General features: G+C 69.5%; 22 protein-coding genes, 1 tRNA gene and 1 pseudogene. 4 read left to right on the top strand and 20 right to left on the bottom strand.

What is annotated here, in order from left to right; translation table 11 throughout:
* Positions 1–107: 107 nt before the first annotated feature.
* Together H4696_RS49080 and polA are read right to left on the bottom strand one after the other, a co-directional pair.
* Positions 108–581: an EF-hand domain-containing protein gene (locus tag H4696_RS49080; protein ID WP_169734938.1), complete on the bottom strand. Its 474-nt coding sequence runs from the start codon at positions 579–581 to the stop codon at positions 108–110.
* A gap of 97 nt (positions 582–678) precedes the next feature.
* Positions 679–3,420 carry a DNA polymerase I gene (gene polA, locus H4696_RS49075; RefSeq protein ID WP_086858831.1) on the bottom strand — a complete coding sequence of 914 codons (2,742 nt, stop codon included), beginning with the start codon at positions 3,418–3,420 and terminating at the stop codon, positions 679–681.
* A gap of 62 nt (positions 3,421–3,482) precedes the next feature.
* Here polA and H4696_RS49070 point away from each other — a divergent pair, with 62 nt between their 5' ends.
* Both H4696_RS49070 and H4696_RS49065 read left to right on the top strand, forming a co-directional pair.
* Entirely contained in the window at positions 3,483–3,923 is a 441-nt protein-coding gene (locus tag H4696_RS49070) for a PaaI family thioesterase (RefSeq protein ID WP_086858832.1), read from the top strand.
* Positions 3,924–3,928: 5 nt separating this feature from the next.
* Positions 3,929–4,900, top strand: coding sequence for a LysR family transcriptional regulator (locus H4696_RS49065; protein ID WP_086858833.1), 972 nt, complete (start codon positions 3,929–3,931; stop codon positions 4,898–4,900).
* Here H4696_RS49065 and H4696_RS49060 read toward each other — a convergent pair.
* The 7 genes from H4696_RS49060 to H4696_RS49030 all read right to left on the bottom strand — a co-directional run bounded on the left by H4696_RS49060 (position 4,866) and on the right by H4696_RS49030 (position 11,890).
* Positions 4,866–5,627: an alpha/beta hydrolase family protein gene (locus H4696_RS49060; protein ID WP_086858834.1), complete on the bottom strand. Its 762-nt coding sequence runs from the start codon at positions 5,625–5,627 to the stop codon at positions 4,866–4,868. The two genes, H4696_RS49065 and H4696_RS49060, sit on opposite strands and share 35 nt — an antisense overlap.
* A gap of 170 nt (positions 5,628–5,797) precedes the next feature.
* Complete coding sequence (locus tag H4696_RS49055; RefSeq protein WP_086858835.1) at positions 5,798–6,511, bottom strand: ABC transporter ATP-binding protein; 714 nt, start codon at positions 6,509–6,511, stop codon at positions 5,798–5,800.
* Positions 6,498–7,424, bottom strand: a complete 927-nt coding sequence (locus H4696_RS49050) for an ABC transporter ATP-binding protein (RefSeq protein ID WP_086858836.1) — start codon at positions 7,422–7,424, stop codon at positions 6,498–6,500. The genes H4696_RS49055 and H4696_RS49050 overlap by 14 nt, the downstream gene beginning before the upstream one ends.
* Positions 7,421–8,566 carry a branched-chain amino acid ABC transporter permease gene (locus H4696_RS49045; protein WP_086858837.1) on the bottom strand — a complete coding sequence of 382 codons (1,146 nt, stop codon included), beginning with the start codon at positions 8,564–8,566 and terminating at the stop codon, positions 7,421–7,423. Before H4696_RS49045 ends, H4696_RS49050 begins: the two co-directional genes overlap by 4 nt.
* The gene (locus H4696_RS49040) at positions 8,563–9,561 is read right to left on the bottom strand and encodes a branched-chain amino acid ABC transporter permease (RefSeq protein ID WP_211299661.1); all 999 of its coding nucleotides are present in this window, start codon (positions 9,559–9,561) and stop codon (positions 8,563–8,565) included. The genes H4696_RS49045 and H4696_RS49040 overlap by 4 nt, the downstream gene beginning before the upstream one ends.
* A gap of 106 nt (positions 9,562–9,667) precedes the next feature.
* Positions 9,668–10,849: an ABC transporter substrate-binding protein gene (locus tag H4696_RS49035; protein ID WP_192783146.1), complete on the bottom strand. Its 1,182-nt coding sequence runs from the start codon at positions 10,847–10,849 to the stop codon at positions 9,668–9,670.
* A gap of 426 nt (positions 10,850–11,275) precedes the next feature.
* A complete protein-coding gene (locus H4696_RS49030; RefSeq protein ID WP_020646628.1) occupies positions 11,276–11,890 on the bottom strand; it encodes an ANTAR domain-containing response regulator in 615 nt (204 codons plus the stop codon).
* 176 nt (positions 11,891–12,066) lie between these two features.
* Between H4696_RS49030 and H4696_RS49025 the strand changes: the two genes are divergently transcribed.
* Positions 12,067–12,140, top strand: a tRNA-Leu gene (locus H4696_RS49025).
* Between the two features lie 158 nt (positions 12,141–12,298).
* Here H4696_RS49025 and H4696_RS49020 read toward each other — a convergent pair.
* From H4696_RS49020 to H4696_RS49005, 4 genes are all read right to left on the bottom strand, one after another.
* Positions 12,299–13,699, bottom strand: a complete 1,401-nt coding sequence (locus H4696_RS49020) for a tyrosine-type recombinase/integrase (protein WP_086864780.1) — start codon at positions 13,697–13,699, stop codon at positions 12,299–12,301.
* Positions 13,696–13,881: a helix-turn-helix transcriptional regulator gene (locus H4696_RS49015; RefSeq protein WP_086864779.1), complete on the bottom strand. Its 186-nt coding sequence runs from the start codon at positions 13,879–13,881 to the stop codon at positions 13,696–13,698. The genes H4696_RS49020 and H4696_RS49015 overlap by 4 nt, the downstream gene beginning before the upstream one ends.
* A gap of 382 nt (positions 13,882–14,263) precedes the next feature.
* A complete protein-coding gene (locus H4696_RS49010) occupies positions 14,264–15,853 on the bottom strand; it encodes a hypothetical protein (protein WP_086864778.1) in 1,590 nt (529 codons plus the stop codon).
* A gap of 43 nt (positions 15,854–15,896) precedes the next feature.
* Positions 15,897–16,115 carry a hypothetical protein gene (locus tag H4696_RS49005; RefSeq protein WP_086864777.1) on the bottom strand — a complete coding sequence of 73 codons (219 nt, stop codon included), beginning with the start codon at positions 16,113–16,115 and terminating at the stop codon, positions 15,897–15,899.
* Positions 16,116–16,241: 126 nt separating this feature from the next.
* Between H4696_RS49005 and H4696_RS49000 the strand changes: the two genes are divergently transcribed.
* A complete protein-coding gene (locus tag H4696_RS49000) occupies positions 16,242–16,907 on the top strand; it encodes a hypothetical protein (protein WP_143265408.1) in 666 nt (221 codons plus the stop codon).
* 10 nt (positions 16,908–16,917) lie between these two features.
* Here the strand turns inward: H4696_RS49000 and H4696_RS48995 are convergent, their stop codons facing one another.
* From H4696_RS48995 to H4696_RS48970, 7 genes and pseudogenes are all read right to left on the bottom strand, one after another.
* Positions 16,918–18,135, bottom strand: a complete 1,218-nt coding sequence (locus H4696_RS48995) for a DNA cytosine methyltransferase (protein WP_225958358.1) — start codon at positions 18,133–18,135, stop codon at positions 16,918–16,920.
* Positions 18,136–18,241: 106 nt separating this feature from the next.
* Positions 18,242–18,577 (bottom strand): annotated as a pseudogene (locus tag H4696_RS50605) (DNA cytosine methyltransferase); the annotation flags it as partial.
* Positions 18,577–18,966 (bottom strand): hypothetical protein, encoded by a 390-nt coding sequence (locus H4696_RS48990; RefSeq protein WP_086864776.1) that lies wholly within the window; start codon positions 18,964–18,966, stop codon positions 18,577–18,579. The gene H4696_RS48990 and the pseudogene H4696_RS50605, both read right to left, overlap by 1 nt.
* Before the next feature lie 217 nt (positions 18,967–19,183).
* Positions 19,184–19,477 carry a hypothetical protein gene (locus tag H4696_RS48985; RefSeq protein ID WP_086864775.1) on the bottom strand — a complete coding sequence of 98 codons (294 nt, stop codon included), beginning with the start codon at positions 19,475–19,477 and terminating at the stop codon, positions 19,184–19,186.
* Positions 19,477–20,010 (bottom strand): AAA family ATPase, encoded by a 534-nt coding sequence (locus H4696_RS48980; RefSeq protein ID WP_158104423.1) that lies wholly within the window; start codon positions 20,008–20,010, stop codon positions 19,477–19,479. The genes H4696_RS48985 and H4696_RS48980 overlap by 1 nt, the downstream gene beginning before the upstream one ends.
* The gene (locus tag H4696_RS48975; protein ID WP_086864773.1) at positions 20,007–20,927 is read right to left on the bottom strand and encodes a bifunctional DNA primase/polymerase; all 921 of its coding nucleotides are present in this window, start codon (positions 20,925–20,927) and stop codon (positions 20,007–20,009) included. The genes H4696_RS48980 and H4696_RS48975 overlap by 4 nt, the downstream gene beginning before the upstream one ends.
* Entirely contained in the window at positions 20,924–21,223 is a 300-nt protein-coding gene (locus H4696_RS48970) for a hypothetical protein (protein WP_086864772.1), read from the bottom strand. The genes H4696_RS48975 and H4696_RS48970 overlap by 4 nt, the downstream gene beginning before the upstream one ends.
* Positions 21,224–21,227: the final 4 nt, after the last annotated feature.

Below are 21,227 nucleotides of genomic sequence, written 5' to 3'. Positions count from 1 at the left end.
GCGAGTGAGTGTGCGAGGCAGCCGGGGAACCGCTCAGCGGGACCGGTGGCTCGTTCGGCGGTTTGCCCGAAAGATCACCCGGTTCTGCACCGCCGCGCCCGGGCTCCTCAGACCCGCCCGAACACCCAGCTGCCCGGCGCGGCCGGGTCGTCGCCGGCCCAGAACTCGTACCAGTGGGCGGTGAACTCGTCGTGAGACAGGCGCCCGTCGCCGTCGCCATCGGTGTCGGTGTCGGTGTCGGTGTCGGTGTCGGTGTCGGTGTCGAGGAGTTCGAACATCGCCGACGCCGTTCCGGTGACCGCGCCGGGCATCCGCGGGAGTTCATCGACGACGCCGAGGACCTCGTCGAGGGAGACCTTACCGTCGCGGTCGCGGTCGGAGGCGTCGCGCAGGGTCGCCCACCAGCCCATCATGATCGCGGCGAGCTTCCCGCCCTCGGGCGTGCCGCCGTCGGTGCCGCTCACGTCGAGCCACCTCGCCGTGAGCGCCCGGAAGTCGGACTCCGTCAGGTACCCGTCTTCGTCGGCGTCCATCGCGCCGAAGACGACGGAGATCTTGCGTCGCTGGAAGTCACTGGCCATGGAGGCCAGCATCGCCGCGGCGACCGGCGCGCGACGACGGCCGCCCGAGTACACCAGCGTCACGACCCGGTGATCCGGGTCGTGACGCTGCGTGAAACTAGTGCGCCGCTTCGTTCCAGGACCGCCCGTAGCCGACCGAGACCTCCAGGGGCACCGCGAGTTCGTACGCCGAGCCCATGCCGTGGCGCACCAGCTCTTCCAGCTGCTCCCGCTCCCCTTCGGCGACCTCCAGCACGAGTTCGTCGTGGACCTGCAGGAGGATCCGGCTCTTCAGCTTCGCCTTGACGAGTTCGCGGTGGACGTTGAGCATCGCGACCTTGATGATGTCCGCCGCGCTGCCCTGGATCGGGGCGTTCAGCGCCATCCGCTCGGCCATCTCGCGGCGCTGGCGGTTGTCGCTGTTGAGGTCCGGCAGGTAGCGGCGGCGGCCGAAGACCGTTTCGGTGTACCCGTTCTTCGCCGCGACGCCGACGACCGAGTGGAGGTAGTCGCTGATCCCGCCGAAGCGGGTGAAGTACGCCTCCATCTGCTCCTTGGCTTCTTCGGTGGAAATCCGCAGCTGCTGCGAAAGCCCGTACGCCGACAGCCCGTACGCGAGGCCGTACGACATCGCCTTGACGCGGTAGCGCAGCTCCGGCGTGATCTCCTCCGGCGGCATCGAGAACGCGCGCGACGCGACGAACGTGTGCAGGTCCTCGCCGGAGTTGAACGCCTCGATCAGGCCTTCGTCCTGCGAGAGGTGCGCCATGATCCGCATTTCGATCTGGCTGTAGTCCGCGGTCATCAGCTCGGTGAAGCCCTCGCCGACGACGAAGGCGTCGCGGATGCGGCGGCCTTCCTCGGTGCGGACCGGGATGTTCTGCAGGTTCGGCTCGGTCGAGGACAGCCGCCCGGTGGCCGCGATGGTCTGCAGCAGCGTGGTGTGGATGCGGCCGTCGTCGGCGACGGCCTTGATCAGCCCTTCGACCGTCGTGCGCAGCTTCGTCGCGTCCCGGTGCTCCAGCATGTGCTGCAGGAACGGGTGTTCCGTCTTCTCGAACAGGCCCTGCAGCGCCTCGGCGTCGGTCGTGTAGCCGGTCTTGGTGCGCTTGGTCTTCGGCATGCCGAGCTCGTCGAACAGCACGACCTGCAGCTGCTTCGGCGAGCCGAGGTTGATCTGCTTGCCGATCACCGCGTACGCCTCTTCGGCGGCCTGCGTGACCCGCGACAGGTAGTGCGCTTCGAGCGCGGTCAGCTGCTCCAGGTCGACGGCGACCCCGGCGATCTCCAGCTCGGTGATCACCTCCAGCAGCGGCAGCTCCAGCTCGGCGAGCAGCTTCGCGCCGCCGATCTGCTCCAGCTCCTTCTCGAGCGCGCCGGCCAGCTCGAAGATGGCGCGGGCCTTGACGAGCTCTTCCTGGATTTCCTTCTGCTCCAGGCCTTCCGCGCCGCCGTCGAGCAGCGACAGCTGCCCGTCGCCGCCGTCGGTCTCCGAACGCAGCTCGCGGTGCAGGTACCGCAGCGCGAGGTCGTCCAGCTCGAACGTGCGCTGCCCCGGGCGCACCAGGTACGCGGCCAGCGCGGTGTCCATGGCCAGCCCGGCCAGCGCCCAGCCGCGGGCGCGGATCGCGTGCAGCGGGACCTTGAGGTCGTGGCCGGTCTTGCGGATCTCCGGGTCGGCGAGCCACGCGGCGAGCGCGGCGTCGTCCGCCTGGTCCATCGCCGTGACGTCGACGTACGCGCCTTCGCCGTCCGCCGCCGCGAAAGCGACCGCGCGCAGGTCGGAGCGGACGGACGCGCCGACCGTGCGGAACGCCAGCGCCACCGGCTGCCCCTTGCCCGCGTGCGCCGTCAGCCACGCGCCCAGCGCGCCGGGCGCGAGCGCGGCACCCGAGACCTCGAAGCCCTCGTCGGCCTCCGGCTCGGCGCTCTGCAGCGTCGCGAACAGCCTGTCCCGCAGCACGCGGAACTCCAGCTCGTCGAACAGCGCGTGCACGGCTTCGCGGTCCCACGGGCGCAGCTCCAGCCCGTCCGGGCCGATCTCCAGCTCGACGTCCCGGATCAGCTCGGTGAGCTGCCGGTTCAGCTGGACCGAGCTCAGGTGCGCCCGGAGGGCCTCCCCCGCTTTCCCTTTTACTTCGTCGACGCGGTCGATCAGGTCGTCGAGCGAGCCGAACTGCTTGATCCACTTGGCGGCGGTCTTCTCGCCGACGCCCGGGATGTTCGGCAGGTTGTCCGAGGGGTCGCCGCGCAGCGCCGCGAAGTCCGGGTACTGCCGCGGGGTGAGCCCGTACTTCTCCTCGACGGCGTCCGGCGTGAACCGGGTCATCTCCGAGACGCCGCGCTTCGGGTACAGCACCGTCACCTGCTCGGTGACCAGCTGCAGCGCGTCGCGGTCGCCGGTACAGATCAGGACGTCGAAGTCCTGCGCCGTCGCCTGCGTCGTGAGCGTGGCGATGATGTCGTCGGCCTCGAAGTTCTCCTTCGTCAGCGACGGGATCCCGAGCACGTCGAGGACCTCCTTGACCAGGTCGACCTGGCCGCGGAACTCGTCCGGCGTCGAGCTGCGGTTCGCCTTGTAGTCGGCGAACGTCTCCGAGCGGAAGGTCTTGCGCGAGAGGTCGAACGCGACCGCCAGGTGGGTCGGCGCTTCGTCGCGCAGCAGGTTGATGAGCATCGAGGTGAAGCCGAAGACCGCGTTCGTGACCTGGCCGGTCTTGGTCTTGAAGTTCTCCGCGGGCAGCGCGAAGAAGGCGCGGTAGGCCATCGAATGGCCGTCGATCAGCAGGAGCTTCGGGCGCTCGGCGATGCTGGTCGTTCCTGTGGCGTTGGCAACGGTCGTCTTCTCACTCGGGCTCACGGGGCCGAGTCTAGGCTGAGGGTCCGACACTCTTACGTGTCGCATAGGAACAGGAGCTTTGTGTGACGGACAGTGCCGCCCCCATCGACGTGGAGCGGCTGTCGGGCATCGACCCGGCGGCGGCGGACCAGCAGCTGAACGACAAGATCGGGATGAAGCTGCTCGAAGCGACGGCCGAACGCGTGGTCGGCACGATCCCGGTCGAGGGCAACCTCCAGCCGTACGGCCTGCTGCACGGCGGCGCGAACGCGGTGCTCGCCGAGGCGCTGGGCTCGACGGTCGCGGCGCTCAACGCGGGCCCGGGCCGCGCGGCGATGGGGCTCGAGCTGTCCTGCACCCACCACCGGGCGGTGCGCGCGGGCACGGTCACCGGCGTCGCGACGCCGCTGCACGTCGGCCGCGGCACGATCACCGCGGAGATCGTGCTGACCGACGACGAGGGCCGCCGCACCTGCACCGCGCGGCTCACTTGCGTCGTCCGGGACCGCCCGCCGGGCGCCTGAGCCCCGTGGACCTCGACCTCGCCCAGGTGCGGGCGTTCGTGGTGACGGCGGAGCAGCGCCACTTCGGGCGGGCCGCCGCGGGGTTGTTCCTCACCCAGCAAGCGCTGTCGAAGCGCATCCGCAAGCTGGAGGACGCCCTCGCGACGCCGTTGTTCGTGCGCACCAACCGGTCGGTCGAGCTGACCGCCGAGGGCGAGCGGTTCCTCCCGCACGCGCGCGAGCTGGTGCGGGTGGCCGACGCGGCGGTGGCCGCGATGGGCGCCGACGACCGGCCGCTGCGCCTCGACCTGCTGGACTACCGCCTGTCCCCGATGTTCCTGCTGCGCCGGCTCGCCGAGCGGGAGCCGGCGCTGCGGGTGGACAAGGTCGCCGGCGGCGGGTTCGCCAACGCCGTCGAGAAGCTGCTGTCCGGCGAGCTCGACGCCGCTTTCGGGCGGGTCAACGGCTTCGGGCGGCCGCTACCGGACGAGCTGGAGCACCGGGTCGTCCGGCTCGAACCGCTGGTCGCCCTGCTCGCCCCGGAACACCCGCTCGCCGTGCAGGACGCGCTCCCGCTGACCGACCTGCGCGCCGACGGGATCTGGCTGCCGGGCCACAGCGGCCCCGCCGAATGGCTGTCCTACGTGCACGAGCTGTGCACCCGCTTCGGCGTGCCGGTCGACGACTCCGGCGTCAGCTACGACCTGCGGCACACCCTGGAGCAGACGCGCTACGGCAAGCGGCGCGTCACGCTGGCCGGCGCGGACATGGAGCTCGCGCCCGACCTGAACCTGAAAGTGCTGCCGTTCGAGCCGTCGCCGCTGTTCCCGTGGTCGCTGGTCTGGCGGCGCGGCAAGGCGCACCCGGCCCTGAAGCGGCTGACAGCGCTGGCCGGGCGCACCAGCCGCGAGGAGGACTGGTGCGCTTACGACCCGGCGCACGCCTGGGTGCCGGACGACGACGTCATCCTCGCAGCTTCCGCCCGAACCACTCCGTGAACGCGGCGTCGACGCGGGCCGCTTCCGGCGTCCCCGGCGGGAATTCGTGCGCCATGCCCTCGACCGTCACGAGCTCGGCGCCCAGCTTCTCGTGCAGGGCCGCGGCCGGCTCGCGCACGGCGATGTCGTCGGCCGCCCCGGCGACCAGCAGCAGCGGCGCGGACAGCTCGCCGGCCCGGTTCACGTAGTCGTAGCGCGCCGCGACCGCCCGCGACCGCTCGGTCCACGCGTAGGTCACCCCGAACCGCCGCTCGTTGGCGGCGATCATCGGCGCGAGCTGGACGACCGGACTGGCCACCGCGGCCGCCGCGATCTCGGCGTCCCCGCGCGCCAGCACCTCCAGCGCGACGAGCGCCCCGGCCGAGCCGCCGAACACCCCGAGCGGCCCGCTCGCGCCCGGCAGCCGCTCGCGCAGCTCGGCCAGCGCCGCCGGGAACTCGCCCGCCGCCTGCTCGGTGACCGGCTCGAAGACGTTCAGCACGGCGTCCTCGCTCGCGCGCCGGAAGACCTCGTCGTAGCCGCCCTCGGGCAGCCGCGCCCCCGTCAGCGGCAGGCCGAAGTACACCCGCCACGCCTGCAGGCCCGCCATCGGCACGGCGTCGGCCATCGCCTGCTCGCTCGCCGGGGGGTCCATCAGGTGCCAGCCCGCGACCAGCGCCGCCGGCGCGTCCGGATCCGCCGGCGGCGCCGCCACGAACGGCACCCCGGCCGCGATACCCTCGATCATTTCGCGCTCCCTCGGTTTCGTTGTGCCCCAAGGAAACCGCGAGACGAGCGGCGGGGTCCAACAGCCTTTCGGGCCGCGACGACAACCAGTGGTTGTTGTGCAAAGCCGTGAAGGCCTCCTTACCGGCGTTTTCGACCGGTAAGGAGGCCTTCACGGGCTTCCCCGGGACGTCAGCCGACGCCCAGGTAGGCCTCCTTGATGCTGTTGTCCGCGAGCAGCTCCTTGCCCGAGCCGGACTTGGTGATCCGGCCGGTCTCGAGCACGTACGCGCGGTGGGCGCGGGACAGCGCCTGCTGCGCGTTCTGCTCCACCAGCAGCACCGTGGTGCCCTGCTTGTTGATCTCCGTGATGATCCGGAAGATCTGCTGGATGAACTGCGGGGCGAGCCCCATCGACGGCTCGTCCAGCAGCAGCAGCTTCGGCTTCGCCATCAGCGCGCGCCCGATGGCGAGCATCTGCTGCTCGCCGCCGGACATCGTGCCGCCCATCTGCGTCTTGCGCTCCGCCAGCCGCGGGAACAGCTCGAAGACCCGTTCCAGGTCCTCGGCCAGGTCCTTGCGGTCCTTGCGGGCGTAGGCGCCCATGTCGAGGTTCTCCATGACCGTCATGCCGGGGAAGATCCCGCGGCCTTCCGGTGCCTGCGAAATGCCGCGGACCACCCGGAGGTCGCCGCGCAGCTTGGAGATGTCCTCGCCGGCGAACGTGATCTTGCCCGACGAGATCGGCCGGATGCCCGAGATGGCCCGCATCGTCGTCGACTTGCCGGCGCCGTTGGCCCCGATCAGCGTGACGATCTCGCCTTCCTGGACCGAGATGGACAGCCCGGAGACCGCCTGGATCCGTCCGTAGTGGACGGACACGTCCGACAACTCAAGCAACGTCATCGTCAGGCACCCCCAGGTAGGCCGCGATCACCGCGGGGTTCTCGCGGATCTCGGCGGGCAGTCCTTCGGCGATCTTCTTGCCGAACTCCAGCACCACGATCCGGTCGGTCACGCCCATGACGAGCTTCATGTCGTGTTCGATGAGCAGCACGGTGTAGCCGTCGTCGCGGATGGTCCGGATCAGGCCCATCAGGTCTTCCTTCTCCGCCGGGTTGAAGCCCGCCGCGGGCTCGTCCAGGCAGAGCAGCTTCGGCTCGGTGGCCAGCGCCCGTGCGATCTCCAGGCGCCGCTGGTAGCCGTAGGGCAGGTTCTTCGCCCGGTCGGCCGCGCGGTCGGCGATGCCGACGAACTCCAGCAGGGCCATCGCCTTCTCGACGGCGGCCTTCTCCTCGCGGTGGTGCCGCGGGGAGCGGACCAGCGCGCCGAGCAGGCTGGTCTTGTGCCGCGCGTCGGTGCCGACGACGACGTTCTCCAGCGCGGTCATCTCGCTGAAGAGCCGGATGTTCTGGAACGTCCGCGCGATGCCCAGCTGGGTGATGCCGTGCCGGGACGTCTTGCCCAGCGCCCTGCCCTCCAGCCGGACCTCGCCCGAGGTCGGCCGGTAGACGCCGGTCATCGCGTTGAAGCACGTCGTCTTGCCCGCGCCGTTCGGCCCGATCAGGCCGAGGATCTCGCCGCGGCGGATGCCGAAGGAGATCTGGTCGAGCGCGACGAGGCCGCCGAAGCGCATCGTCACGTCGTCGACCTCGAGCAGCGTCTCGCCGACCTCGACCTCGATGTCGCGGTCCGGCGCGACGACCTCGGCGACCTCGGCGTCGTGCTCGGCCCGCTCCTCCGCCGTCATCTGCTGCAGCTCGGCGACGAGGCCGCCCTCCGCGACGACCTCGGGCCCGCCGTTCTGGGGCTCGGTCATGGCTTGCTCCCCGGGGTCGGTTCGGTCTGCAGCGCGCCGTCGCTGCTGATCTGCTCACCTCGGCCCAGCAGGCGCTGGTACGCCTGCCTGCCGTAGGCGAGCAGCCGCTGGCGCGCACCGAGCAGGCCCTGCGGCCGGAAGATCATCAGGATGATCAGCGCCAGGCCGAAGATCAGGTACTTGTACTCGGCGATCGCCTGGAAGCGCAGCGGCACGTAGGCGACCACGCAGGCACCGAGGAGGACGCCGACCTTGTTGCCCGAACCGCCGAGGATCACCGCGGCCAGGAACAGCATCGACGTGACGACGTCGAACTTCTGGTTGTTCACGAAGCCGAGCTGGCCGGCGTAGAGCGCGCCGGAGAGGCCGCCGATCGCCGCGCCGCTGATGAACGCCCAGATCTTGAACTTGAACGTCGGCACGCCCATGATCTCGGCCGCGTCCTCGTCGTCCCGGATGGCCACCCACGCGCGGCCGACGCGGCTGCGCTCCAGGTTCCCGACCAGGAACAGGACGGCGATGATCAGCGTGACGCACAGCCAGTACCACGGCGTGCCGTTCGAGTTGTTGAACAGCGCCGAGCCGTCGGCGTTGGTGCCCGGCGGGTGCCCGACCTCCTTGAAGCCGGAGTTACCGCGCAGCGGGCCGACGTTGTCCGCGAGCAGGCGGACGATCTCGCCGAACCCGAGCGTCACGATCGCCAGGTAGTCACCGCGCAACCGCAGCGTCGGTGTCCCGAGGATCACGCCGAACACCATCGTCACGACCATGGCGATCGGCAGCACGACGAGGAACGGCAGGTGCGACAGCGACGAGTCGGGGCTGGTGAACAGCGCCATCACGTACGCGCCGATGGCGAAGAACCCGACGTACCCGAGGTCCAGCAGGCCCGCCTGGCCGACCACGACATTGAGGCCGATGGCGACCAGCGCGTAGCGGGCTACCTCGAACATCGCGATCGGGAAGTCGTAGCCCGGCTGGGTGGTCAGGATCGGCGGGTTCAGCACCGGCAGGAAGTAGATCAGCACCACCAGCGGGATCAGGATGACCCACTGCTGGACGCGGCTCAGGTTGTTCCAGCGCTCGCGCAGCGAGTGCTTGCCGGGGCTCGCCACCGCCGGCTGGGTCGAGGTCGTCGTCATACCCGGGCCTTTCCGAGCGACTCACCGAGGATGCCGGTGGGCCGGATCATCAGGACCAGCACCAGCAGCACGAACGCGACGATGTCGCGCCACCCGCCGCCGAACAGCGACTGGCCGTAGTTCTCCGCGACGCCGAGCAGCAGGCCGCCCAGCAGCGCGCCGCGCAGGTTGCCGATACCGCCGAGCACCGCCGCGGTGAACGCCTTGATGCCGAGCAGGAAGCCACCCTGGTACCACGCGCCCTGCGGGATCTTCATCATGTAGAACAGCGCCGCCGCACCGGCGAGCAGACCGCCGATGAGGAAGGTCAGCATGATGACGCGTTCCTTGTTGACGCCCATCAGCGTCGCGGTGTCCGGGTCCTGCGCCACGGCGCGGATGCCGCGCCCGAACTTCGTCTTGTTGACGAAGTAGTTGGCGCCCAGCATCAGCAGGATCGACGCGACGACCGTGATGATCGTGACGTTGGTGATGCTGCCGCCGAAGAGCGTGAAGACTTCCTGGTTGCGCATCAGGCGGATGCCCAGTTCGGGGTTGCCGCCGCGCCAGATGAAGATGAGCTGCTGCAGCACGAAGGACGCGCCGATCGCGGTGATCAGGAAGACCAGCTTGGGTGCCCCCCGTTTTCTCAGCGGCCGGTAGGCGACCCGTTCGAGGACCACCGCCGTGCCGCCGGAGATCGCCATCGACGCCAGCAACGCAAGGAGCAGGAAGCCGATCAGCTCGATCACGGTGAGCGTGGGCGTGTTACCGGGGCGGAACCCGAGGCCGTAGAAGGTGAACCACGTCGCGTAGACGCCGTAGATGAAGACCTCGGAGTGGGCGAAGTTGATGAGCTTCAGGACGCCGTAGACGAGCGTGTAGCCCAGCGCCACGAGCGCGTAGATGCTGCCGTAGGCGAGACCGTCGAACGTGTTGTTCCAGAACTGGTCGAGGAACGCGTTCACGTCGAACGTGATCCAGCTGTCGCTCTGCGCCAGAACGACCGAGGCCAAGTGATGAGTCAATGACACACTAGTTCTCCATGTGGGACCGGGGTGCTCGCCCGGCGGGATCCAGCCGCCGGGCGAGCACCCCGGGAATCAGAACGGAAGCGTTGCGCTACTTGATCTCGGTGTTGCGGACGATCTTCCCGCCCTCGACCTTGTAGGTCCACACGGTCGTGCTGGACAGCTCGCCCTTGTCGTCCCACTTGAAGTGCTTCGTGATGCCCTGGCCGTCGTAGGACTTGACGAAGTCCAGCAGGCCGGCGCGGTCCTTCTTGCCCGCGTCGATGCCCTTGAGCAGGATCGTCGCCAGGTCGTAGGCCTCGGGCGAGTAGGTGCCCGGGTCCTTGCCGACCGCGGCCTTGTAGGCGTCGGTGAACTTGGTGAACTGGTCCGCCGGGACGCACGGGCAGGTGAAGTACGCCTTCGAGGCCGCCTCGCCGGCGCCCTTGACGAACTCGTCGTCCTTGACGCCGTCCGGGCCGACGAACTTGGCCTCGACGCCGGCGTCGCTCAGCTGCTGCGCGAACGGAGCGGCTTCCTGGTAGTACCCGGAGTAGAACACCGCGTCCGGCTTCTCGCTCTTGATCTTGTTGACCACGGCCGAGAAGTCGGTCTGCTTCGTCTTGACGCTGTCCTGGCAGGTGCCCTTGTCGCCGAGCGCCTGGATGGTCGAAGCGGCCAGGCCGGTGCCGTAGTCGGAGTCGTCCTTGATGACGCACACCTTGGCGGCCTTGAGCTCACCGGTCATGAACTTCGCGGCGGCCGGGCCCTGGGTGTTGTCGTTGCCCAGACCGCGGAAGAAGGTCTTCCAGCCGTTCTGGCTCAGGGTCGGGTTGGTCGCCGACGGGGTGACCGTGACCAGGCCCGCGCCGTTGAAGATGTTGCCCGCGGCCTTGGACTCACCGGAGAACGGCAGGCCGACGACGCCGATGATGGCCGGCGTGTTGACGATCTGCGTCACGATGCCGGGCGCCTTGTCGGGCGTGCCCTCGGTGTCGAACTGCTCCAGCTTGACCTGGCAGCCCGGGTTGGCCTTGTTGTGCTGGTCCACGGCGAGCTTCGCGCCGTTGAGGATGTTGACGCCCAGCGCGGCGTTGGCGCCGTTGATGGTGCCCGCGTACGCGATGGAGGTCGGGGCACACTGGGCCTTGCCGTCACCGGCCGGGTCGGCCGCGTCGGCGGCGGCGGACGGCGCCGCGGCCTGGGACTGCGAGCTCGCGCTGCTGTCACCCGAGCCGCTGTCGGTCCGTGCCGAACACGCGCTGAGCGAAATGGCCCCGGCAGCGGCCAGCACGATGAACCGCGCAAGTCGTGCTTTCTGCACTCGTTCCTCCAAATGCCACCTGACCGCCCGGTAGGACGGCTGTCCCCATGTGGGACCTGACTGGCCGCTGAAAGTAGCCGCCCCGGGAGCCGTTGCACAGAGTCACACGTGGTCTTGTAGCCACATCGTGACGGTCGTCACGAGTATTAACGTATGATTTACACCCGCTCGTCGTAATCCGACCAGCGGGTGGTAACTCTCGGTGCTCAACAGCCCGCAGACTGCCCCTTGACGCCCGGTTCAAGGTGTGCAGAGTCTACGGACCACGAGTCGATCACCGCGCCCGGCCACGCCGGGAAGGTTCGCAAAGGTACCAACAGCGCCCTTTCGGGCACCCGGAGCGTCACGAAAAAAGGGGTGCGCCCGGTTTCCCGGGCACACCCCTTTCCGGAGCGTTCAGCTCCCGATGCTCTCCACGACGGCCTCGGCCACGGCCTTCATGGTGGTCCGGCGGTCCATGGCGGTCCGCTGGATCCACCGGAAGGCGTCGGGCTCGGTGAGCCCCTGGCGGCTCATGAGCAGCCCCTTGGCCCGGTCGATTACCTTGCGCGTCTCGAGCCGATCGGTGAGCCCGGCGACCTCGGCCTCGAGCGCCTGCAGCTCGGAGAACCGGCTGACGGCGAGTTCGATGGCGGGCACGAGGTCCCGCTTCGCGAACGGCTTGACCAGGTACGCCATGGTCCCGGCGTCCCTCGCGCGTTCGACGAGATCACGCTGGCTGAAAGCGGTGAGGATGACGACCGGCGCGATCCGGTCCCCGGTGATCTTCGAAGCGGCCTCGATGCCGTCCAGCTTGGGCATCTTGACGTCGAGGATCACGAGATCGGGCTTGAGGTCGGTGGCCAGCGCGATGGCCTGCTCCCCGTCGCCGGCTTCCCCGACGACTTCGTAGCCCTCTTCGCGCAGCATTTCGACGAGGTCCAGCCGGATGAGCGCCTCGTCCTCCGCGACGAGCACCCGTCGCTGCGGCACGGTGGCGGCACCGTTGGCCTCGGTAGCCTGATCGGTCACCGGGGTCCTCCTGAAGACTCGGCGGGACGGGTCGGTTTTCGCGGCTTCCCGCGAACCTGAAGCCTACCGGGAACGATCCAGTTCCCGAGATGGCGTTCACCACGAAGTGGCGCGAACGACACTCCCGCCCCCGAAGGTCAGCGGGAGGCGGTGATCCCGTAGGGTTACTGCGTCGCGCCCCCGTAGCCCAACTGGCAGAGGCAACGGATTCAAAACCCGTCCAGTGTGAGTTCGAATCTCACCGGGGGCACGCCTCATGACCAGCCGAAACCGGCCCCGCAACCAGGCAAAACAGGTGCGGGGCCGGTCGCATGTTGTCCGGCTGTATCCGGCCAGATCTGGTTATGAACGGGCGTTCACCCCCAATACGCCCCCGAGTTCTGCTCTAGCCGGGAGGACTCTCGCGGCCTACTCGTCGGACTGGTCGCGCCAGTCGAGCGCCTGCTCGATCCGCTGGTGCGCCGCGGACTCCAGGCCGGCGATGACCTTGGCGTAGATCTGGTGCAGCACCGCGACGGAGTGCCCCGCCCATTCCGCGCACTGTGTGGACGGCACGCCGGCCGCCAGCCAGGTCGACACGCACGCGTGCCGAAGGTCGTAGGGCCGCTTTGCGAGCGGGGAGGCGTACTCCTCTTCGGTCAGCGCCGCGCGGCGCGCGTTGTTCCACACCCGTGCGACGGTCGACTCCGCGATATCTCCGCCGGTGAGGTTCCGGAACAGCCGGCCGTCCGCGGCCGTCCCGATGTTGCTCAGGTGCTCGTGCAATATCGCCGTCAGCGGCGGCGGGGACGGCACCGGCCGCACCTCCCCTTTGCCGCGCTGCTTGAGCTGGCGACGATCGCGTCGCTCCCCCGAGTCTGTCCACGCCGCGCCCGTCACCGGGGCTGTCTCGGAGAGCAGCAGCTCGCCCCATCCGCTCTCCGGCAGCTGCAAGTCCCGCTTACACAGCATGGCGGCCTCTTCCGGGCGCAGAGCGGCGTAATACATCACCGCGAAGTACGCCTTGAGCATCGGCCCGGACGAGCGTCGCGGCGCTGTGTCGACCTTCTGTGCCGCGACGGCCGCCAGCAGCCTTTTGCCCTGCGCGGGGTTGATGACAACGCGCTTGTCGATCGCCCGCACGGATTTCGGTGCGGTCCACTTCACTTCGGACAGACGATTGGCCCTGATGAGTTTCAGCTCATGGGCATACTCCAGTGCGTTGTAGATCACCGCACGCTTGCGGTTGACGGTTTTCGCGGCGGCCTGTGTCCCGTCAAGCTTGAGCGAGATCTGGTCCAGGACCTCCCTAAGCTTGGCCGTGTCGTCCATCCGTGACACGGGAAGGGTGTTCGCCTGAAGCCATTTCAAGGCACGCTCAATCTCAGCCGGCTTGGCGTTGTCTCGCCTCTTCTTGTTGAAGGCCCATCCGGTCAACGCACGACGAAGGACCCCGTCTTCGGGCCTGCCGCGGGTGGTCGACAACATCGCTGGCAACGCCGACGCCAGCGCGTCGGCGTTGCCAGCTCGCGACTTCCCGGCAGCGCGCGGCCACTTCATGTCGACGTACTTGCAGGCGAAAGCGAAAAACGGCATGTCCGACTCACTTCGCAACTTGGAGATCGGCAGCCCTCGGATGCGATCGAAGGCCTCGCCTCGTCGAGCTGCCGCAACCAGATCCGATCGGAAGCTTTCAGCCAGCGCATAGTGGTTGGCCGTCTCATCGAAGCGCTCCCCTGCCACGAACCAGGTCACGCGATACGACGTCTTCCTTTTCCCGCTTCGCGTTTCGATGTTCCAGATCTTGACGTCGTAGGTGAGGTCACTCATGCAGCCTCCTGGGATTCGAGCCAGTGGTTGAGGTCGGAGCGGCGCACGCGCACCTTGCGATTCGGCAGGCGGATGCACTTCGGGCCGAGGTTCTTCGCGCGCCAGTCGTAGAACGTCGAGCGCGCGATCTGAAGCTCGTCACAGACCTGCGGGATGGTGAGTTTTTCGTCTGGCGTGGGCATGTCATGAACCTCCAGATGCGGGCCGCGCCCCGCGGCCGAGTGGCGGCTACGGAGCGCGGCGTGAACGGCTGAGCGGTTACGTTGGGTGCCTGCCTGGCCGGGCAGGCTGGCAGGGAGGGCACGGCGGGTTTGGGTACTGCTGTGCGGCGGGGCAGAGAGAAACCCGCAAACCCGCAAACCCGCAACATGGCCTCTGACCTGGGAGTTTGCTGGCGGGTTTCTCTGCGGGTTTGCGGGTTTGAACCCGCAGATCGGCGGGTTTGCGGGTTTGCAGCTTCGTCACCCGCGACAAACCCGCAAACGATCATGAACCTGTTTCCCCTGGTCAGGAAGCTAGAACAAGATCTTTTGCGGGTTTGCGGGTTTCTTCCAGCTCGTGTCTCTAGGGATCTTGCTTGGCGACGGTGTAGGTCAGGACGTTCTTGTGGCTGTCGAGCACGCTGCGTAACACGACGTCGCCGTGCCAGCGGTCCACATGCCCTGCCAGCAATCTCCCGAGCGACTTCGTCGTCAACGGACGCCCGGCCGCGTTGGTCGGGAACGTCCCGTTCCACACGTCGGTACCGACCAGGCTGTCCTGACCGCTGATGGTCAGCTCCTTCGCCGTCAGCGCCCGGTCCCCGTAGATCTCGTGCCAGGTCAGCAAGAACGAGCGCCATTCGGCGTTGTCGTCGTCGAGGTCCCGGTTGGCCGCCGCGTTGGCCAGGAACCCGCCGATCCCGTGATGCTCCAGGAACCCGCCGAGCTGACGGGCCCACGCGGTGAACTGCCGCATCTGCGGGACCGAGCTGGCGGTCGGTGCGCCGTGGTTCGTCCAGTCGAGAACCATGATCAGCACGTGCCGGAGCACAGTGGCCCGATTGACCGGGTCGAGGATCCAGGAGTCGAGGTTCGGGATCGTGAACCCCGTCCGGGCCTCCGGCCGCGGGCAGTTCGGATCCAGGCGCACCCACACCGTGCGGGAGGCCATGTCCGCGCCGGTGTGCAGGTTGTTCCCGGTGGCCAGCCACAGCCGGTCATTCGGGTACGTCGCCGCGGCGTTGGTGCCCAGCCGGCGATCCGACCACGTCCGCTCGGTCATCAGCCGCGCCAGCACCGCCGACTTCACCACCGACCCCTCCGGCAGGTTGTCGAACACCACCACCCCGGCCGAGTCCGCCAGCACGGTGGTGATGGTCTTGCGGAGTTCGTCCTCCGAGTCGTTCCAGGTGTGCACCTTCTGCCCCACCAGCAGCCCGACGCACCCGGTCAGGATGGTTTTGCCGGAGCCGGGCATGGACGCCTCGATCATCCCGAACGGCGACAATGCCCGGGTATACGGGCGGATCAGCGGGGTGACCAGCAGCGCCAGGTAGTTCGCCCGGTCCGCCGGCGTGCGCCACGGGAAGTCCCGCAGGAACCGTTCCAGCAGGAATTCCCGCGCCGCGGCGACTTCGTCCGGGCTGGGGTGGTCCGGGATCGGCGCGAGGTCGTCGTTGGCCGCGAGGTAGAACCCGGTCGCCGGGTCGTAGCCCGGCGTTTGCAGCAAAGTGCCGTCCGGGCGGATCACCGGGGTGGAGATGATCCGGCGCAGCACGGGCAGGCCGGGCCAGTGCTGGCGGGCCAGCACCGCACCGAGCACGTGCCCGGCCGGAGTCACCTCCTCGTCGCCTCCCTTGGTTTTCGTCTGGATGATCTGGGTGTGCTCGGCCAGAAGCCCGGCCAGCAGCGGCGGTTTGAGCACCGACGCGGTGATCGGGAGCGCCACGTCGTCGTCCCCGGTGGCGGGGCCGGCCGCGCCGGAGATCTCTTCCACGACGACCGGGGCGCCGTCGCTGACGTAGGTGTCGGGCACGATGCGGTCGTTGAGGGCCGCGGTCAGGACTCGGATGGTTTCGGGGTCCTCACCGACCCTCAGGATCGGGCGGCCCCCGGCACCGATCGGCCACAGCGGACGTGACCGGTTCGGCGCGCTGTCAGGTGTGGACGCCATGGCGTTCCCCTTTTTGGTCGTGCGGGTAGAGCAAAGGCCGTGATCAGTCCTCAGCGGGCGGCAGAAGCTCGTCGAGCGTCGGGTTCGGCCCGTAGCGTTCGAGCAACTCCGCCTCCGCGGCGGCCCGCCGCTGCTTGACGTCAGGCGGGCAGTCGAGGCCCTCGTACGGGCACCAGTCGGTCCACGGGTGGTCGGCGCATTCCTGGCTGGCGTAGTGGCAGTGCCCGCAGTCGGCGCACGGCCACGTTTCCCGGGTCGTCATCAGCGTTTCACCTCCTTCGGTTGGGTTGCGATGCCCAGCTAGCCGGAGCGCCCTGGCTCGGGCGACGGACGGGGCGTGGTTTACTCACAGGTCTGTGACTGAATGAGGGGGCACACAGTGGGCTGGATGGAATTCACGAGTTCCGTTATTGGTTCGCTCGCCTGGCCCGCGTGTGTGTTGTTGATCGTCCTGGCCTTGCGGCGGGCACTGACCAAGATGTTGGCGTCCGGGCCACTGAAGGCACTAAAGGCTGGCCCCAGCGGGTTCGAGCTTGAGTTCGACCGCACGCTGACTGACGCGCAAATCAACGCGGGCATACCAGCAGACAAGCCGAAGGACGGGCGAACACTTATTAAGACATTCGGCCACCCGGATAAGCCCACCCCTCACATCGGGGCCGAGGCAGCGGCTGGGGACATGCGCCAGCTCGCAGCGCTGGCTCCGGCAGCGGCAATCCTCGAATCCTTTGGCCGCTTGGAGAAGACGCTGCGCGACAGGCTAGAACCAATTATCGGTGAGCCGCGGAACTTGGCTCCTGTACGAAAAATCGCCGTTGCTGCATTAGACCTCGGGATACTGACCGATGCAGAGTTACGGTCGCTGTTTGAGCTTGCCACCCTGCGCGACGCGCTCAGTCACGGTGAAGGACGGGACGTGGTCGACCTGGACCGCGCTCTCGCATACATCGAAGTCTCCGACAAGCTGATCAACCGAGTTGAAAACGCCGATGTGTCAGAACTGGCCGCCGGTCCAGCTCAGAGCCCGGCACCCGGAAACCAGCCGAAACCGTAGCGACCTGCGATCAAGCGGCACGCCGCCGGGTGGATTCGAGCGAGGCGACCGCGGCGCCCACGAGCCATTCGGCGGCGGGCGGGGTGACGCCGTTGCCGAGCTGACGGACCTTGACGCGTTTGCTGGACCCGGTGATGACGTAGTCCGGGGTGAACGCCATCGCCGCCTGCACCTCACCAACCGACAGCATCCGGAAGGTGCAGTCCTCGGCCGCGGGGGCGGTGTCCGGCCAGCCCACCAGCGACTGGTGCCCGGCGGTGGTCAGCGTGCGGGCGGGCTCGGTCGCCGGCGTGCACATCTGGCCGGGATTGCCGCGGGCGGTGTTGTGCCGCACCAGCATGTGGTGGTTGCCCGACGCGCACACCGTCGCCAGCGGCTCCGCAACGTGCCGGGCGTCCGAGCCGCCGCCGCGCAGTTCGGCGATGAACGCCAGCCCGGCGGTGTCCACGGTGGTCATCGTCGGCAACGGCCGCCCGGCCGGGCGGGCCACACCGGTGCCGTAGTACGGGACCACCAGCGCGGTCTCGTGCCGCGCGGTCTGCGTGCGCATCGGGTCGGCGGTGCTGGCGGCGTGCTTGCCCTCGCGGCCCTCCAGCGGCACCAGCAGCCCTTCCCACTCGCTGGTGGTGCGGGTCCGGAACGGGTCGCCGACCGGGCGGGCGTCCTCGTTACGGGTGCCGCCGGAGGGCACCAGCAACGCCCGGGTCTGCGACGTCGTCAGCGTCGCGGTCGGCCAGTCGACGGGCCAGCCGCGGGCGTAGCCGGAGCCGGGCCGGACGAAGGTGTTGCCGGTGGCCTCGAACGTCATCGGCCGCGCGTAGCGCTCCAGCCCGGCCCGGATGCGCTCCATCGTCTTCTCCGAGAGCGGGGTGTCGCGGTCGCCGATCCGTTCGCCGAGGTCGGCCCAGTCGATCACCGACGCGGCGGGCGCCACGTACGGTTCGACGACCGTGTTGCGGCACGTGGTGTTCGGGCAGCGGTAGAGGTACTGCTGCCGGTACCGGCCGACGTCGCGGCCGGGCTTGAACCACTGCACCGCCGCCACCTCGGCCTCGCACACCGGGCACCACGCCGGCGGGCGGATGTCGAGGTCCGGGGCCGGGTTGCCCTTGCGCCAGAACACCACGTACATCCGGTCCCGGCTCTGCGGTGCCCGCGGCACGGCGATGGCCGGGGCGTGCATCGAGTTGAGCGAGATGACCCGGTGGTCGTAGCCGAGGCAGTCCATCGCGGCCAGCCACGCCCGGAACGGCTCCCCACTTCGCCGCGTCCACCACGTTCTCCACGATCACGACGTCGTGGCGGTGCGCCTCGACGAACCGCGGCACGTCCCACATCGTCGCCCGCGACCGCTCGGCCACGTGGTCGGGCACCGGCTCCTCGCCGAACAGCACGCCCTGGTCGCGGTTCTTGGCGCGGGCGCGGCCTTTGGCGATGGAGTGGTTGGTGCACTCCGGGGAGGCCCACAGGATGTCGGTGCGGCGGTAGCGGCGCGGTTCGACCTGGGAGATGTCGGCGCAGTCGTGGTCACAGCCGGGGAAGTTGGCCTGGTGGGTCTCGATGGCCTGCGGGCTGTGGTTGGCGGCCATCACCAGCTGCACCCCGGGCACGGCGGTGGCCCCGAGCCCGGAGCCTCCGGCCCCGCAGAACAAGTCGGTCACGGTGTACATCAGCAGACCTCCTGGGTGGCGGGCGCTTCCGGCGCGCCGTCGAAGTGGGTACGGCGGTCGATGGCTTCGATCCAGCACACGGCGGTCGCGGCGACCTGGACCAGCTCGGCCCGCAGGAGGGCGGGGTCGTGTTCGGCCAGTGCCTCGGCCACTTCCTCGCGTAGCACGTGGCGCCACGTCATCCGGTCGGCGTTGTCGGCCCGGCACAGCCGGCGCCGTTCCCACCAGACGCGCGCTGCGTGGCGGAGACGACCGGCGACGGTGCGGCTGCCGGTGCCGTCGGGGTGGTTCTGCTCGCCCCACAGTTCGTCCTGGCGGGTGCGTTCGGCGGAAACCTCGGCCAGCACGGCCACGGTCGGCTGCGCGGCAACGGAATGGGCGGCGGTCATGGGTAGCTCACTCTCGGCAGGCGGGCATGGGAAGGGCCGGGCACGCGTGGTGCCCGGCCCCTTGTGGTGTCCGATGTGGTCAGTCGTTCGTCAGGATCTCCCGCCACTTGTCGGGGTTCCTCTTCGCGCAGTTCTCCTGGTCGTCCTCATCGCAGATGATGCAGTTCACGGCCGGTCACCTCCTTTCCCCGGGAGTGGGGTCGTGCCACCGGGGAGGTCACGCCACTTGCGCGGCGGTTTCGCTGTCGTAGAGGCGCTGGCAGTCCTCGCAGTCGCACAGCCGCCCCAGCCCCGGGCCGTCGACCGTGCCGGGCTCGATCACGACCGGGTCGGGCTCGGCCGTGGCGAACGGGGTGACCGCGCGCCAGGTCGGGATGACCTCCGGCGGGCCGGGGTCGACGTCGGCGCAGTCGCAGCGGGCCATGCGGCAGGGCTCGCTGTCGCCCTTGGATGTCGGGCTGTGGAAGCTGTCGAGGTGCCCGCAGGCGCAGCGGTGGACGATGGCGGCCATCAGGTGTTCCTCCCGTGGTGTCGGTGGTGCAGGTATGGCGGCAGGGACAGGAAGTGCAGGCTGTGCCAGCCTTCGCGGTGCAGGATCGGGAGTGCCTCGGTGATCGCGGCGTGCATGGCCCACACGACGGGGTCGGGGACTCGTCGCGCCGTCCCGCATACCGCGCAGACCCGGCCGTCGCGGCGGCGGTTCTGGGCCAGCACGGTCAGCAGCGGCGGCAGGATCACCAGCCCGACCGTGCGGGCGTCGAACTCCGCGGCGAGGTCGAGCAGGTGCGCGCGGAACTGCGGGAGGTAGGCGGTGGTGTCCCACACGACCGTCCCGTGCGAGGCGAGGACCGCGCGGGTGTCGGCGGTGGCGGCCGCGACGGCGTCGGCGTTGACCGACGGGTCGCCGGAGCATCCGCACGGCGAGAGCGCGGCCCGGCGTTCGTCGAGGGAGATCACCCTGGCCATCGGCGGGACATGCCGGTGGCGACGAGTGGTTTTCCCGGCGCCGGCCGGGCCGATGGTGGCGATCAGGGTGGATCTCACGCGGCCTCCTTGCGGTTGACGCGGCGCTTGTTGCGGCCCCCGGCCGCCAGCGACGTCTCGATCACCCCGTCGTCCTTGACGGCGGAGTCGGGGGTGTTCCAGGTCGCGACCGCGGCCCGCAGCTCGGCGCGGGCGTAGTCCTCGTCCAGCAGCCGCGCCCCGACCAGCTGGCCGAGGGCGTAGGCGGCGGTCGAGAGCGTCTTGTTCCGCTGCCCTGGCGGGGCCGCTGCGACGCGGGCGCACTCGTCCCGCACGGCTTTCGCCGCGTACGCGCTCGGGACGGCCACGGGCTTCTGGCTGCGCGCTGTGCTGGCCGTGGGCGGGTGTTTGACGCTGGCCTGGATCAACCACCCCGGCAGCTGCGGGCCCTCGGTGTCGTCGAGCAGCTCGTAGGCGCCGTCCGGGCGGACGCTGCCCGGGGCGAGCGCGTAGCCGCCCCAGCCGCGGGTGTCCACGTGCGCCGCGATGTGCTGGACGGTCGAGCCCAGCCGCACCCCGGGCGGCACCGGGTACCACAGCTGGCGTCCGCCGCTGGGGGTCGAGGTGGTCCAGGTGTCGGGCAGCGGGCCGCCGACGCGCGCGGCGAGCGCCTGCAATTCCTCCCAGCCGTCGGGGCCGGGCGGTTCGTCGGGCTTGCGCATGTCGCAGTCAATGACGTGCCACCCGGACTTGCCCGGGAACACCGCGACGTTGTACGGGGCCCGCGCCCATACCCGCGTGATCGTCTCCGGGTCGGTGGTGGCCAGCGACTCCGGCGTCACGTGCCCGGCGGCGCAGGGCCCGCGGCCGGGGCAGGTGTCGTTGCGGTGCCAGGCGGGCGGCCACTTGCGGTGCGGCTGGATCGGGAACACCGCCCACCCTCTGCCAGCCATCTCCAAGGCGACCGCCTCCAGCGCGGCGCGGGCGGCTTCGCTCATGCGCCGATCTCCTTTCGCCAGTCGGGCCGGGGATCCCAGGCCGCGACGTCGTGCAGGTGCACCCGAAACGCCCGAGCCAGCGCACCGGCCAGCCGGTCCACATCGGACACCGGCTGCTTGGCCGCGCGCAGCAGCCGCGCCAGCTCGGGAACGGTGGCCGAGGCGTAGAACTCGCGGCGGTTCCAGGCCCCGGCCACCGCCCGGCCCGCGCGGCGGGCCGGGCCGGTGCCGGCGTTCTCGTGCTCGGTCAGCCACGCGGCGAGGTCAGCCGCGCGGTACTTCTCCGCCTCCGCCACGGCC

This window comes from Amycolatopsis lexingtonensis, assembly GCF_014873755.1.
GTDB lineage: Bacteria > Actinomycetota > Actinomycetes > Mycobacteriales > Pseudonocardiaceae > Amycolatopsis > Amycolatopsis lexingtonensis.
The sequence above is the reverse complement of the archived record's forward strand: the minus strand, read 5'-3'. Positions and strand labels throughout refer to the sequence as shown.